The 13,503-nt window shown below is 52.3% G+C and carries 12 protein-coding genes and 2 tRNA genes; 4 read left to right on the forward strand and 10 right to left on the reverse strand.

Annotated elements, in window-relative coordinates; genetic code table 11:
- Positions 1 to 15: 15 nt before the first annotated feature.
- The 3 genes from pgsA to AB4876_RS02530 all read left to right on the forward strand — a co-directional run bounded on the left by pgsA (position 16) and on the right by AB4876_RS02530 (position 899).
- Positions 16 to 576: a CDP-diacylglycerol--glycerol-3-phosphate 3-phosphatidyltransferase gene (gene pgsA, locus AB4876_RS02520; protein WP_301026861.1), complete on the forward strand. Its 561-nt coding sequence runs from the start codon at positions 16 to 18 to the stop codon at positions 574 to 576.
- Positions 577 to 710: 134 nt separating this feature from the next.
- A tRNA-Gly gene (locus AB4876_RS02525) sits at positions 711 to 786 on the forward strand.
- A 39-nt stretch (positions 787 to 825) separates the two neighbouring features.
- Positions 826 to 899 (forward strand) — tRNA-Cys (locus AB4876_RS02530).
- Between the two features lie 135 nt (positions 900 to 1,034).
- Here the strand turns inward: AB4876_RS02530 and AB4876_RS02535 are convergent.
- The 10 genes from AB4876_RS02535 to AB4876_RS02580 all read right to left on the reverse strand — a co-directional run bounded on the left by AB4876_RS02535 (position 1,035) and on the right by AB4876_RS02580 (position 11,476).
- A complete protein-coding gene (locus tag AB4876_RS02535) occupies positions 1,035 to 1,760 on the reverse strand; it encodes a copper resistance protein B (RefSeq protein ID WP_368380069.1) in 726 nt (241 codons plus the stop codon).
- Positions 1,757 to 3,643: a copper resistance system multicopper oxidase gene (locus AB4876_RS02540; protein WP_368380070.1), complete on the reverse strand. Its 1,887-nt coding sequence runs from the start codon at positions 3,641 to 3,643 to the stop codon at positions 1,757 to 1,759. The genes AB4876_RS02535 and AB4876_RS02540 overlap by 4 nt, the downstream gene beginning before the upstream one ends.
- Positions 3,644 to 3,726: 83 nt before the next feature.
- Positions 3,727 to 4,173 carry a hypothetical protein gene (locus AB4876_RS02545; protein ID WP_368380071.1) on the reverse strand — a complete coding sequence of 149 codons (447 nt, stop codon included), beginning with the start codon at positions 4,171 to 4,173 and terminating at the stop codon, positions 3,727 to 3,729.
- 95 nt (positions 4,174 to 4,268) lie between these two features.
- Complete coding sequence (gene cueR, locus AB4876_RS02550) at positions 4,269 to 4,685, reverse strand: Cu(I)-responsive transcriptional regulator (RefSeq protein ID WP_368380072.1); 417 nt, start codon at positions 4,683 to 4,685, stop codon at positions 4,269 to 4,271.
- 1 nt (position 4,686) lies between these two features.
- Positions 4,687 to 7,152 (reverse strand): heavy metal translocating P-type ATPase, encoded by a 2,466-nt coding sequence (locus tag AB4876_RS02555; RefSeq protein ID WP_368380073.1) that lies wholly within the window; start codon positions 7,150 to 7,152, stop codon positions 4,687 to 4,689.
- 11 nt (positions 7,153 to 7,163) lie between these two features.
- Positions 7,164 to 7,436, reverse strand: a complete 273-nt coding sequence (locus AB4876_RS02560; RefSeq protein WP_368380074.1) for a heavy-metal-associated domain-containing protein — start codon at positions 7,434 to 7,436, stop codon at positions 7,164 to 7,166.
- Positions 7,437 to 7,510: 74 nt separating this feature from the next.
- On the reverse strand, positions 7,511 to 8,665 hold the full coding sequence (locus AB4876_RS02565) for a sulfate/molybdate ABC transporter ATP-binding protein (RefSeq protein WP_368380075.1): 1,155 nt from the start codon (positions 8,663 to 8,665) through the stop codon (positions 7,511 to 7,513).
- Positions 8,666 to 8,690: 25 nt separating this feature from the next.
- The gene (gene cysW / locus AB4876_RS02570; protein WP_368380076.1) at positions 8,691 to 9,551 is read right to left on the reverse strand and encodes a sulfate ABC transporter permease subunit CysW; all 861 of its coding nucleotides are present in this window, start codon (positions 9,549 to 9,551) and stop codon (positions 8,691 to 8,693) included.
- A complete protein-coding gene (gene cysT / locus AB4876_RS02575; protein ID WP_368380077.1) occupies positions 9,548 to 10,417 on the reverse strand; it encodes a sulfate ABC transporter permease subunit CysT in 870 nt (289 codons plus the stop codon). Before cysT ends, cysW begins: the two co-directional genes overlap by 4 nt.
- 42 nt (positions 10,418 to 10,459) lie before the next feature.
- Complete coding sequence (locus AB4876_RS02580; protein WP_368380078.1) at positions 10,460 to 11,476, reverse strand: sulfate ABC transporter substrate-binding protein; 1,017 nt, start codon at positions 11,474 to 11,476, stop codon at positions 10,460 to 10,462.
- Positions 11,477 to 11,672: 196 nt separating this feature from the next.
- On the opposite strand from AB4876_RS02580, the gene AB4876_RS02585 reads away from it, so the two are divergent.
- Positions 11,673 to 13,244 carry a sigma-54 interaction domain-containing protein gene (locus AB4876_RS02585; protein WP_368380079.1) on the forward strand — a complete coding sequence of 524 codons (1,572 nt, stop codon included), beginning with the start codon at positions 11,673 to 11,675 and terminating at the stop codon, positions 13,242 to 13,244.
- The last annotated feature ends 259 nt before the right edge of the window (positions 13,245 to 13,503 follow it).

The following is a 13,503-nucleotide window of genomic DNA, read 5'->3' on the forward strand; positions in this document are numbered from 1 at the left end:
ATTGACGAGACCACTATGAATATACCGAATACCCTAACTTTATTCCGGATTGTGCTCATTCCGGTGCTAGTGGTTTTATTTTACCTGCCCGCTGCGCACACCTATTTCTTAACCGCGGCCGTGTTTGCGGTGGCCGCAGTTACCGATTGGCTAGACGGTTACCTCGCCCGCAAATTGGGGCAGAGCACCGCGCTAGGCGCGTTTTTAGACCCCGTTGCCGATAAATTAATGGTGGCGGTAGCCTTGGCTCTGCTCATCGAGCGCTATGACGCCTCGTGGTTTACTATTCCAGCTATTATTATTATTGGTCGCGAAATTGTCATCTCGGCGTTGCGCGAATGGATGGCCGAGTTGGGCAAACGCACCAGCGTGGCGGTGTCGTATTTGGGTAAAGTGAAAACTGCGATGCAAATGATCGCTATTTTTGGCCTGCTATTGGTGCCGCCAGAGCACAAAGGCTATTTGTACTACGCCAATATTGTATTTCTGTACACAGCCGCATTGCTCACTTTGTGGTCAATGTTGATTTATCTGCACGCGGCGTGGCCAGATTTACGTGATACAGCGGGTGATTAAGAAAAAAATCACGTTAAATCAGCAACTTTCCTTGACAGAATTTGGTGACTGACTAGAATAGGCGCCTTCTTAAAGCACAGCTTAAAGGTGTTTTAGAACTTGTGGGAACAAGTTAAAAATCCAGATGTTGTGATGCGGGAATAGCTCAGTTGGTAGAGCGCAACCTTGCCAAGGTTGAGGTCGGGAGTTCGAGCCTCCTTTCCCGCTCCAAAACATCACACAGTATAGCGTTTTCAGTACTGTATTATTGGCGCGGTGGCAGAGTGGTCATGCAGCGGACTGCAACTCCGTGTACGCCGGTTCGATTCCGACCCGCGCCTCCATTTTTACTTGATTTCCCCAGTAGTTTTCCATTCCCCATCTAATCCTGACCAACTTTAAGTTTTTAGCTTCCTCAGTGTGTTTGATAATAATTTCCGGACCGACTCTGGTATTCGCAGAGCCGGCGATTGAGATTGTTAGAACCAAGCGCGAATCCCGGCTACCCATTGAAGGGTTTCGATATCGCCGTCGTTGCTTCTGCTTATGTTGGCGGTATTGCCGTATTTTTTGGTCCAGTTAAGCCCGATATAGGGCGCGAATTCGCGGCGAATTTCGTAGCGCAGGCGCAGGCCAGCGTCGATCTTCGCGAGGCCGCTGCCTTGCTCATATTTAGGGGCATTGCGGCTATAAAGGGTGGTTTCGAGTTCGGGGCTGAGGATGAGTTTCTGGGTGAACATTAACTCGTACTCGGCATCGATGCGCAGCGCGGTTTGGCCGCCTTCACCAAAATACAGCGCGCTGTCTATCTCGAAAAAATACGGTGCCAAGCCCTGCAAGCCTACTGCAAACCAGTGTTGGTTTTGGTCTTGGTTAAAGTCGCCACGCCAACCGGTTTGCAGATCCCAGTAGGGGGCAATAGCGTGGCTGTAAAGCACTTGTAGTTCAGATTCTTCGCGCTGACCGTCGACAAATTCGCCTTCGGTTTTTAACCATAGTTTGTCTAGATTTTTGCCCAGCCAAACATCGGCATTCCAGCTGCTAATATCGAGATCGTCGTTTTGTGAGTCGTTGTTAAGGCGCTGCTCTAATTGGTTTATCGACACCATGCTAATGAGCGGGTCGGCGGCTTCGTGGGCGAAGCTCATATTGTTTACGGCGATAGCCAATAGGCTCACAGTGAATCCGCGCTTAGTCATTTTCATGCTACACCTCCTTTATGGCTGATGCGCACTTCTCGCATCATACCGGGCATGTGGTAGAGCAAGTGGCAGTGATAGGCCCAGCGGCCCATTGCATCGGCGGTGACGAGGTAGCTGATTTTGGAACCCGGTTGAACCAAGATGGTGTGTTTGCGGGGAATGTATTCGGGGTCGCCGGTTTCTAGTTCGCTCCACACGCCGTGTAAGTGAATAGGATGGGTCATCATGGAATCGTTCACCAAGGTAATACGCACGCGCTCGCCAAAACTAAGGGCAAGGGGCTCGGCATCGGCAAAGGGAATGCCGTTTACCGACCACATATAGCGGTGCATATTGCCGGTGAGGTGCAACTGAATTTCACGGCTGGGTTCGCGGCGATCTTGGGTAGGGTATAAGTTGCGGAGCTGGCTATAGCGCAGCACTTTACGACCATAAAGCTGCTGGTGGTCGCGCAGGCCAATTCCTGGATCATCGAGTCCGTTTTGGGGGCTGTTGGCGCGGGCGTCAACCTGGGGGCCAAATTCGGTTTTTACATGTGTGATTTCCTTATTGCTACCAAAACCGGCTTTGCCCAAAGGCGTTGCCATGGGCATGTTCATGTCAGCCATTTCGTGTTGGCTGTGATCCATGCCTTTCATGCTACTCATGTCATGGCCACTGTGATCCATGCCGGTCATAGTGCTCGCACCTTCGCCGCCGTGATTCATACCGGCCATCGCCATGCCCATATCGCGATGGCTTAAGATTGGTGCGGGGTCCATATTTGGAATGGGCGCACTCAATGCAGGGTTAGGGCTGAGGGTGCCGCGGCTAAAGCCGCTGCGGTCAATGCTTTGCGCAAATACGCAGTAAGCGCTGTCGTCATTGGGCTCCACAACAACATCGTAGGTTTCTGCCACGCCGATGCGAAATTCATCGATGGTGAAGGGTTCAACGTTTTGGCCGTCTGCGGCAACCACGGTCATTTTAAGGCCGGGAATACGTACATCAAAAATGGTCATGGCGGCGCTATTTATGAATCGTAAGCGGATTTTTTCGCCTCGCTTAAAAAGCCCCGTCCAGCCTTGTTCCGGCGTTGCGCCGTTCATTAGATAGGTGTAGGTATAGGCGGTCACATCGGCAATATCCCGCTCGCTCATGCGCATTTGGTTCCACATGCTGCGCTCAGACCAAGTTTGGCTCAGGCCTTTTTCTTTAATATCGCGCCATAAATCACCAGCAGTGCGCTCGTTAAAATTATAGTAATCACCGCGTTTTTTCAGCTTGGCGTAAATATCTTCTGGCGCCTCATCTGACCAGTCAGAGAGCTGCACCACGTAGTCGCGGTCGTAACTCACCGGATCGGGGTCTTTGGGCTCGATTACAATGGCGCCGTAAACACCAGTTTGCTCCTGAAAACCAGAGTGGCTGTGATACCAGTACGTGCCGCTTTGCTGCACTTTAAAGGCGTAATCAAAATATTCTCCTGGCTTGATACCTGCGTAACTCATGCCCGGCACGCCGTCCATTTCTGCCGGCAGAATCATACCGTGCCAGTGAATAGAACTGTCGTGGGCAAGGTGGTTGCGCACCCGCAGGGTGATATCGTCGCCTTCCTTCCAGCGTAAGATGGGGCCGGGCACGCTGCCATTCACCGCGGTAGCGATTCTGGATTTGCCGGTAAAATTAACCGGCTGGTAGCCAATGTCTAAATCAAAATGTTTGCCGCTGAGGGTTTGGCGTTCCGTAAGTTTTGGCGAATTGGCCGCGCCCCAGCTCAGTGGGCTGCCGCTCAAACCAATTAGCGCGCCAGCACTGGCTGCGCCCATTACAAACTGACGTCGTGACACGCTTGGCTGTGGAAGCGAGTTGCCAGCGGCGATAGTGGGATTTATTTTGTATTTCATCGTTATATTCCATAATTAATTGCTATTAGCGCTGGTTGTCTAGAGGGTTGATTTCCCAATCGACAGGCGCAGTTGTCTTGTAATCAACTAAAAATGGGTGGTTTAAACAGCGAGGAGGGGTGTTGAGGCAGTAGCTGAAGGTCAAACTCGGCTATAGAGAAATGGGGTTTAATGGTCTGTTTAGCGAGGTTTGCGGCGAGCAGTGCAACGGTGCCGCAACTGCCAATACAGCACTGGCATTTGGCGTCGCAGTGAACGCTGTTACTGGTCGAATCATGAGACGCTGAGTGCAGGCTTATATCTGTGGTGTTTTCAGCGTGTGAGCTATGGCTTGAATGATGCTGGGAGCTGTTGTGTTCGCTATTGTGTTCGCTGTGGCTTTCGCTAACGCAATGACTTGCAGCAGACGTCATTGGTGCGTAATTCGCCGCGTGGGTCATTCCTAACATCGGCACCGCAGCCAGCACTGACTTACTGAAATAAATCAGTATCAGTAGACTCAGCAGCGGAATGTTAAGAAGCTTTTTCATAATTTAACGGCTAATAATCTCTTAGTGATCTGGCTCATTTATCGGCGTGAAGTTCGATGCCTTAGGAATGCAGTGAATCTCAGATATTTTTCATACTACGTCTTTTTGGCTTTTGCTTCACCACATTGCTGTTCTAAGCCCTGCAGTATTGGGCACTCGGCGCGGTTGTCACCGTGGCACTCTGTCGCTAAATTTTGCAAAAGATTACGCATGGCGCTGAGTTCAGTGATTTTATCATCGAGTTCTTTAATATGCTGCAAGGCCAGCGCCTTCACATCACTGCTGGCGCGGCCCCGATCTTGCCATAGCGACAGCAGTTGTTTGATCTGGTCTAAAGAAAAGCCCAGTGAGCGACTACTCTTTATAAAGCTTAGGGTGTGCAGATCGTTGTTTGAGTAAATGCGATAGCCCGCCGCACTGCGGCGGGACTCTTCAATAAGACCAATCCCCTCGTAGTGGCGGATCATTTTTGCCGATATGCCGCTGGCTTTGGCGGCTTCACCGATATTCATTTTAGTTGTCCTCGCTGGGATTGTTCGCGCTATCGGGTTTCCAGCGCTTTAAGAGCAGGGCATTGCTCACCACGCTCACGCTGCTAAAGGCCATGGCCGCACCGGCAATAACGGGGTTCAGTAATCCAAACGCCGCCAGCGGTATACCGACCGCATTATAGATAAAGGCCCAAAACAAATTCTGCTTGATTTTTCGGTAGCTGCGCTGGGAAATCGCAATGGCGTCTGCCACCAGTGCTGGGTCACCGCGCATCAAGGTTATGCCTGCGGTGTGCATGGCGACGTCGGTGCCGGTGGCCATGGCAATGCCAATATCAGCCGCGGCGAGGGCGGGGGCGTCGTTTATGCCGTCGCCGACCATGGCGACAACGCGGCCTTCGCTGCGCAGTTGGCTAACTTTCTTTGCTTTGTCGTCGGGCAAAACATTGGCGACAAAATCGCTCAGGCCTAATTTTGCGGCGACTGTGCTGGCGCTGCCTTGATTGTCGCCGGTGAGCATAATGGTCTCGATGCCCTTGGCATGGAGCAGGGCGATGGCCTGTGCTGCCGAGGCTTTGATCTCGTCGCCAAAGGCCAGTAAACCAATCAGTTTTGAACTATCACCTTCAACTGCCAACCATGACAGGGTGTTGCCTTGCGCTTCTAGGTCTTCGGCGGTTTTTCCTAAATCGCCAAGCTCAATATTCAGCTCTTTCATTAATCGTGTATTGCCGAGGCTTAGTTGCTGGCCGTCGACAAGGGCACTTACCCCGCGACCAGCCAAGGCTTTGGCATTGCTGGCTTGGTCTACGGCAATGCCTTGTTCTTCAGCCCTGCTCATAACCGCTTTTGCCAGCGGATGATCGCTGCCGGATTGCACGGCGGCCGCGAGTCGAATTAATTCCCGCTCATCGCCGTTCACGGCCTTGGTGGCAGTTAGGCTTGGTTTGCCCACGGTCAAGGTGCCGGTTTTATCGAAAATCACGGTGGTGGTTTTGTGAGCGATCTCCAGTGCTTCTGCATCCTTAATTAAAATGCCGTATTTTGCCGCTACCCCAGTTCCGGCCATGATCGCGGTGGGTGTAGCTAAGCCAAGGGCGCAGGGGCAGGCGATAACCAATACCGCCACGGCATTGATTATCGCGCCTTGAATATCGCCGTTATAAAGCCACCAAGTGACCAAGGTGGCGAGGGCAATCACTAACACCACTGGCACAAACACCGCGCTGACTTGATCTACCAAGCGCTGGATCGGCGCTTTGGCGGCTTGGGCATTTTCGACCATGCGAATAATGCGCGACAAGGTGGATTCGCTGCCGATTGCGGTGGTTTCAATCAGTAAGACGCCGTCGACATTGATCGCGCCGCCGGTGACCTTATCGCCCACGTCTTTACTAACGGGCAGGTTCTCGCCGGTGAGCATAGACTCGTCGATGTGACTGGCACCTTCTTTAATCACGCCGTCGACAGGGATTTGTTCGCCGGGTTTTACAATGACCAAATCGCCGCTGCGGATATTTTCAACGGCCACTTCTTTGTCACCGTTCTCGCCACGAACTCGCGCAGTAGCGGGGCGCAGGGATTGCAGGGCCTGAATGGCTGCGCTGGTTTGGCGTTTGGCGCGGCCCTCTAACCATTTACCCAATAGCACCAAGGTAATAACAACCGCAGAGGCTTCAAAGTAATAGTGGCCGCTAGCATGGCCGCCGCTATGTGTTTGCTCCGCAAAATACGGCCGCATTAATTCAAATACGCTCAGGCCGTAAGCGGCACTGGTGCCGAGTGCGACCAGTAAATCCATATTGCCGGTTTTGGCTTTAACTGCGGCCCAGCCAGCGCGGTAAAAGCGCGCGCCCAGCCAAAACTGTACCGGTGTCGCGAGTAAAAATTGCAGCCAGCCCGGCGCCATCCACTGGCTGCCAAACACGCTGAAAACCATCGGCAAAAATAAGGGCGCCGATAAAATCGCGCCAATAATAACAGCCCGGGCTTCTTTGCTAGAGGCACTGATTTTGGAATCTGATCTTACCTTGGCTTGCTCAGTGTCTAGCGTTGCTTGGTAACCCGCATTGCTGACGGCGGCGATTAATTCGGCGTTGCTAATTGCGTCTTTAGCAAACTCAATTTTGGCGATTTCTGTTGCTAAATTCACGCTCACCGCAAGCACACCAGGGCTTGCTTGCAAGGCTTTTTCTATTCTGCCAACGCAGGAGGCGCAGCTCATGCCGCCAATCTTAAGGCGAACCGTGCTGGTGCTTACGTGGTAGCCCGCATTCTTAACGGCCGCGCTCAGTTGTTCGCTGGGTACCGCTTTGGCTAGGGTGATTTGCGCCGTTTCGGTGGCCAAATTAACGCTAACCTTGCTAACGCCATCGACGGCGATTAAGGCTTTTTCAATATGACTAACGCAGGAAGCACAGCTCATGCCTTCTATGCCAAAGCGAAGTTCTTGCTGAGCTGGCTGCGTGTTTGATAAGGCTGCGGTCATGGCAAGCTCCTTTACTCAGCATTGCCGAGTGCTAGCGGTGAAGCCTGATAGCCCGCCTCGGCAATGGCGGCGATGATGGTGTCAGAATCTATGTCGGCGCCGTTAAATTGGATGTTTGCTAATTTAGCGGCCAAATTAATCTCGACCCCCTCAATACCGTCAAGTTCATCGAGCGCCCGAGTGATTCTGCCTACGCAGGCGCCGCAGTTCATGCCCTGAATCGACAATTGCAAAGCTGCTTTATGGTGAACAATACTCGCGGTGTTACTTGTAGATACGCTCATGATTAAGCCCTCCGTTGATCGAGGCTTGATCATCGACCTTACCACAATGGCAAGGTCAAGGGCTTTTTTAAAAATTATCCGGCGAGGCGTTCGCGCTCTCTGCCAATAAGGATTGGCGCGCGGAGCTGCTCCCTTACTGCCGTTATCGTTTGCGGGGCAAATACGCTGAACTGCATTAAGCGCAGCCGCAAGGTGGCGCCGATCTGAAAGCGGGGCACATCGTGGTGTAAATGGGGCAGTTCGACACGAAGCGTAGAATGACTCTGGGCAAACGTGCTATGCGCAAAACTGACCTCGGCGCGCACAATCGGCCCCGTGCGTTGAATGCTATTTACCACCACCTCGATGCCCACTTGCTCGGCGTCGGCAATGCGTAAATCGCTGGGGCGAACATAAACATCAACGGCGCCCTCATCTAATACGGCAATATTGGCAGAGGGGGAATAGGCGCCAATTTCGGCGTCGCCGACATACACGGCGCCGTTCTGCAATTGCGCGGCGATAATATTACTGTCACCTAAAAAGTTGAACACCAGCGGCGATGCAGGCTGTTCATAGACTTGATCGACGCTGCCGAGCTGGGCGATTTTACCTTTTTGCATAATCACCACTCGGTCGGCCAGTTCCAGCGCCTCTTCTTGATCGTGGGTAACGAACACAGTGGTCACACCGGTTTGCTGGTGTAAATCGCGCAGCCACTGGCGCAGTTCTTTACGCACTTTGGCGTCTAGGGCGCCAAAGGGCTCGTCGAGGAGAAGTACTTTGGGGTCGATAGCCAAGGCACGGGCAAGGGCCACCCGTTGACGCTGGCCACCAGACAATTGGTGGGGGTAGCGGTCTTCCAAACCGCCCAATTGCACTAGCTTTAATAATTCGTCGGCGCGTGCCCGAATCGTTGCGCTCGAACGCCTAAAGGCGCGGGTTTTTACGCGCAGACCAAAGCTCACGTTTTCGCGCAAGGTCATGTGCTTGAACAAGGCGTAATGCTGAAACACAAAGCCAATTTGCCGCTCACGCAGCGGGGTGTTGGCCATGTCCACGCCGTCAAAGTAAACACTGCCAATGTCGGCGTGTTCTAATCCGGCAATAATACGCAGCAAGGTGGTTTTGCCGGAGCCAGATGGCCCGAGCAGCGCGAGTAATTCACCGGACTGAATATTAAGACCCACATTGTCGAGGGCCTTGAATTGGCCAAACTGTTTGCTTATGCCGCTTAATTGAATGTCCATTTTTTGTTTCCCAATCAATTTAAAATTAATGTTTTAGGCCGTGGGTTTTTTCTAACACGGCTTTTATGGCCAAGGTAACAAGTGCCAAACAGGCTAAAATCGAGGCCATGGCAAAGGCGGCGGCAAAATTGTATTCGTTGTAAAGAATCTCTACGTGCAAGGGCAGGGTATTGGTTTCGCCACGAATATGGCCAGACACCACCGACACCGCGCCAAACTCGCCCATGGCCCGCGCATTACAGAGCAGCACGCCGTAGAGCAGGCCCCAGCGAATATTGGGCAGGGTGACATGCCAAAAGGTCTGCCAACCATTGGCGCCAAGACTTAAAGCGGCTTGCTCCTCGTCGCTGCCTTGTTCCTGCATTAACGGTATTAGCTCGCGGGCTATAAAGGGAAAGGTCACAAAGATACTGACTAGCACAATGCCGGGCAGCGCGAACAAAATGTGAATGTCGGTGTTGTCTAGTAAGGGCGCCGCCCAACCGCTGGCGCCAAACATCAGCACAAAGATCAAACCTGTTACCACTGGCGATACCGAGAACGGCAGGTCTATTAAGCTGCTTAATAAGACCTTGCCGCGAAACTCAAACTTGGCAATTGACCACGCCGCCGCTACGCCAAAAATAAGATTTAAGGGTACAGCTATCGCCGAGGCGATGATCGTCAGCTTAATTGCCGCTAGGCCGTCGGCATCGCTCAAGGCTTTGCCGTAGGTCTGCCAGCCATTGCGCAATGCTTCGGCGAACACGGTAAATAGCGGCAATAATAAAAACAGGATTAAAAAGCTCAGGGCGATGGTGCTCAGCAGCCAGCGCGTGAGCTTGCCTTCGCTTATGGCCGAGTGGCTTGACGCCTTGGAAATATTTACCTGCTGGGATGAGTTCATGCTACAAACTCCTGAGCAGGCGTAGTGCTGACATTTTGCGAACTGGATTTATAGCGCTGACTCCACACTTGTAAGGCATTGATCAGAATTAGCAGCACAAAGGAAATGAGCAACATGGCAGCGGCCACCGCAGTGGCGCCAGCGTAATCGTATTCTTCTAATTTGATCACGATGAGTAAGGGCGCAACTTCGGACACATAGGGCACATTGCCGGCAATAAAAATCACCGACCCGTATTCGCCAACGCCACGTGCAAAGGCCAGTGCAAAGCCACTTAATAAGGCCGGTAGCAAGGTCGGAAGCACGACGTGGTAGAGGGTCTGCCAACGATTGGCGCCAAGCGAGGCGGCGGCTTCTTCGAGTTCTTTTTCCAGCTCTCGCAATACCGGTTCAACGCTGCGCACCACAAAGGGCAGGCCGATAAAGGTCAGCGCAATCACAATACCAAGGGGCGTGAATGCGATCTCAATACCGATTTTGTTAAATAGGCTGCCGAGCCAGCCGCTGCCCGAATAAAGCGTGCTTAACGCAATACCCGCGACCGCCGTTGGCAGAGCAAAGGGCAGGTCGATAATGGCATCGAATAGTCCCTTGCCAGTAAAATCGTAACGCACAAACACCCACGCAATGATTAAACCAAACACTGCATTGAGAATGGCCGCCGCTAAGGCGGTGGTGAAGGAGATCGTCAAGGCGTGAGTTACCCGCTCGCCAGAGATTAAATCCCAAAATTGCGCTAGGCCCAGTTCAGCTGTTTTAAAGAACAGGCCCGACAGCGGAATAACAACGATGAGGGCGAGATACAGCACTGTGTAAAACAGCGCTGGCGCAAAGCCAGGCAGCGGTGAGTTTGTTTTAAATTTCATACTAATTTCAGCCTTAGTCTTTGAGTGTTGAGATTGCAGTGCTTAGCGACGGGGCCGATAGAGCTGGTCAAACACACCGCCATCTTTAAAGTGTTTGGCCTGCACCTGCGTCCAGCCGCCAAACTCTTGATCGATATTCACTAAATTTAATTCGGCCAAATGCGGAATATCAGTGCTGGTGATTAGCTCAGGTTTGGCGGGGCGGAAATAATGTTTGGCAATAATGGTTTGCCCTGCAGGGCTGTATAAATACTCAAGATAGGCTTGCGCAATTGCGGCCACCCCGTGCTTTTGAGCATTGGCAGCAACAAGGGCCACCGGCGGCTCGGCTTTAATCGACAGCGACGGCAATACAATTTCGAACTTGTCGGCGCCAAATTCGTTGAGGGCCAAATACGCTTCGTTTTCCCAAGTAATGAGCACGTCGCCAATGCCGCGTTGGGCAAAGGTGGTGGTCGCGGCGCGGGCGCCGGTATCTAAAACGCTGACTCGTTTGAATAAAGTGCTGATAAATTCTTCGGCGGCGGCATCACTCCCGTAGGCGTGTTTGGCAAAGGCGTAGGCGGCCAAATAATTCCAGCGCGCGCCCCCCGAGGTCTTGGGGTTGGGGGTAACCACACTAATGCCGGCCTTAATTAAATCTGGCCAGTCGTGGATTTTCTTGGGGTTGTTTTTGCGTACCAGCAGCACAATTGTCGAGGTGTAGGGCGCGCTATTGCTGGCGAGTTGCGACTGCCAGTTCTCTGGCAATTTACCGGTTTTCTGGGCGATTACGTCAATGTCGTAGGCTAGCGCCAAGGTCACCACGTCGGCTGACAAGCCATCGATTACCGAGCGCGCTTGCTTGCCGGACCCGCCATGGGATTGCTTGATAGCAATATGATCGCCGGTCTTTTCTTTCCAATAACGGCTGAACTCAGCATTAAACTCTTGATACAGCTCGCGGGTTGGGTCGTATGAAACGTTTAATAGGCTGTAGTCTTTGGCGTAAACCGGCGTGCTTAGCAGGCTAATAAGTAGTAGTGGGGCGAATACGGCTAGGAAAACGGGGGCTTTCATTTGTAGTCCTTTAATAAAGCGGGAAATGACAATTCAATTAATGCATATCAAGCTCCATGCCACTCAGCAGTAAGTAAATAAGGTCTTGTTTTATAAATGAAATTTATCGACTATCAAGCAAGTCAAAAAATATATGTCATATATGGCTAATAATTACGCTATATTTGGCGTAATTTAATTTAAATATGACACTGCAATGCAAAGCCCGTCTGAAAAACGTTTTTTAGCGCTCTGGACCGAAGCAGGAAAACACGCTGCGCTTAGTGAGATCATGCCGCCGCTAGCTGCTGTCTTGAACGAGGTAATAGACTTACAAGAACTCTATTTATTCGCCTATAATGGCGTAGACGAATGGCGGATAAGCGGCAGTTGGCAATACAAGCCAGGCCCAGAGCGAACACCGCCGCAAGGCGTTATTGACGCGTCTATACTCACGAAGATTTCAGCGTGGGCACACGTCACTACACCGCTGAGCGATCAGCAGGATACTGAGCACTTGGCGGTGATTGCTGGCTTGTTAGGTGCCGACTATCGTGAGCGCGCTTCAGTGTTAATGCCCTTGCGCCGCAACAAGCAATTGATCGGCATCGCCGCCTTGTTCTGCGCGTCGCCGTGTTCTACAGAGCAAGGGCAAGAACTCATTGGCCTTGCCGAACCTCTGCTGGCCTGTATCGAAAACGATCAGCAACTCACCGATATTCAGCGTTTACGGGCAAGAGCAGAGGCTGACCGGCAAAGCCTGCTCAGTCGCTTGGGCCGCCGCTCGCTATCCGAAAATATTGTGGGCGCCGAAGGTGGGTTAAAGCAGGTAATGCGCCGAGTTAATCAAGTGGCACCAACCCCCGCTGGGGTCTTGATACTCGGTGAAACCGGCGCGGGCAAGGAGGTCATCGCCCGCGCTGTTCATGAGCGTTCGGCGCGGCACAACGGGCCGTTTCTGCGTGTTAACTGCGGCGCACTGCCACCAGAGCTGATCGATTCGGAATTATTTGGTCACGAAAAAGGCAGTTTCACCGGCGCGCTTGCCAGCCGCCGCGGCTGGTTCGAGCGGGCAGGGGGCGGCACGCTTTTTCTCGATGAAGTCGGCGAGCTGCCACCCGCCGCCCAGGTGCGCTTGCTGCGGGTGCTGCAAGACGGGATTATTCAAAAAGTCGGCAGCGAGCATGACGTACAAGTTGACGTGAGAGTGATTGCCGCAACTCATCGCGACCTTCCGAAGATGGTTCAAGAGGGCAGTTTTCGCGAGGATTTGTGGTATCGCCTAGCGGTGTTTCCAATAATCTTACCGACCCTAAATGAACGTCTCGACGATGTAGAAGACCTCGCCAAGCACTTTATTCAGCGTGCCGCGATGCGCATGGGAGTGCCGGTGCCGCCGCTGTCGCCAGCGGATGTCCGCAATTTAAAACGCTATAACTGGCCCGGCAATGTCCGGGAGTTGGGTTCGGTGCTGGAACGCGCAGTAATATTAGGTCATGGCGAGTATCTCGACTTAGAGATGGCGCTGGGGGCGCCGTCGCCAAAACCTAAAAGCGCTAACAAAAGGGACGCTACCGACCTTGCGAATAGTGTTAGCGACCCAGCAGATGAATCTTTAGAGGCGGTGATTACTGCGCATATTAAACACATGCTCGCCGACACCAAAGGCCGAGTAGATGGTCCCCACGGCGCGGCCAAGCGACTGGGGGTTAATGTGAGTACCCTGAGGGCTAAATTGCGCAAATTGGGCATCGATGCCAATGCCTTTCGGGCCTCCTCGCGAGATTAAACTCACCCCTGTGCCGCGCAGTAATGGGGCGTTATTGAGTAAGTATTGAGAAGCTCTTGGCGAGATTGCTGAGTTGAACAATATATGTACGAAGCTTATAGCTATATGCTCGGCAAATGCCTATGATTTCATCTATTCAGGTCAATCTATCTTTAGTCAATAATTGACGCAGACCCTGCCAGCGGTAGTCTTTATTACTGCACAGCCACACCAAAATCGTCATCTTTTGCAGCCTTATATTAAAGGCCTGCAACATTAC

The organism is Zhongshania guokunii (genome assembly GCF_040892635.1).
Taxonomy (GTDB): domain Bacteria; phylum Pseudomonadota; class Gammaproteobacteria; order Pseudomonadales; family Spongiibacteraceae; genus Spongiibacter; species Spongiibacter guokunii.

Coding starts and splice junctions, on each gene's coding strand:
- AB4876_RS02585 (WP_368380079.1), top strand. CDS start 11,673: ATGCAAAGCCCGTCTGAAAAACGTTTTTTAGCGCTCTGGACCGAAGCA.
- AB4876_RS02535 (WP_368380069.1), bottom strand. CDS start 1,760: ATGAAAATGACTAAGCGCGGATTCACTGTGAGCCTATTGGCTATCGCC.
- AB4876_RS02545 (WP_368380071.1), bottom strand. CDS start 4,173: ATGAAAAAGCTTCTTAACATTCCGCTGCTGAGTCTACTGATACTGATT.
- AB4876_RS02540 (WP_368380070.1), bottom strand. CDS start 3,643: ATGAAATACAAAATAAATCCCACTATCGCCGCTGGCAACTCGCTTCCA.
- cysW (WP_368380076.1), bottom strand. CDS start 9,551: ATGAACTCATCCCAGCAGGTAAATATTTCCAAGGCGTCAAGCCACTCG.
- cueR (WP_368380072.1), bottom strand. CDS start 4,685: ATGAATATCGGTGAAGCCGCCAAAGCCAGCGGCATATCGGCAAAAATG.
- AB4876_RS02580 (WP_368380078.1), bottom strand. CDS start 11,476: ATGAAAGCCCCCGTTTTCCTAGCCGTATTCGCCCCACTACTACTTATT.
- AB4876_RS02565 (WP_368380075.1), bottom strand. CDS start 8,665: ATGGACATTCAATTAAGCGGCATAAGCAAACAGTTTGGCCAATTCAAG.
- cysT (WP_368380077.1), bottom strand. CDS start 10,417: ATGAAATTTAAAACAAACTCACCGCTGCCTGGCTTTGCGCCAGCGCTG.
- AB4876_RS02555 (WP_368380073.1), bottom strand. CDS start 7,152: ATGACCGCAGCCTTATCAAACACGCAGCCAGCTCAGCAAGAACTTCGC.
- AB4876_RS02560 (WP_368380074.1), bottom strand. CDS start 7,436: ATGAGCGTATCTACAAGTAACACCGCGAGTATTGTTCACCATAAAGCA.
- pgsA (WP_301026861.1), top strand. CDS start 16: ATGAATATACCGAATACCCTAACTTTATTCCGGATTGTGCTCATTCCG.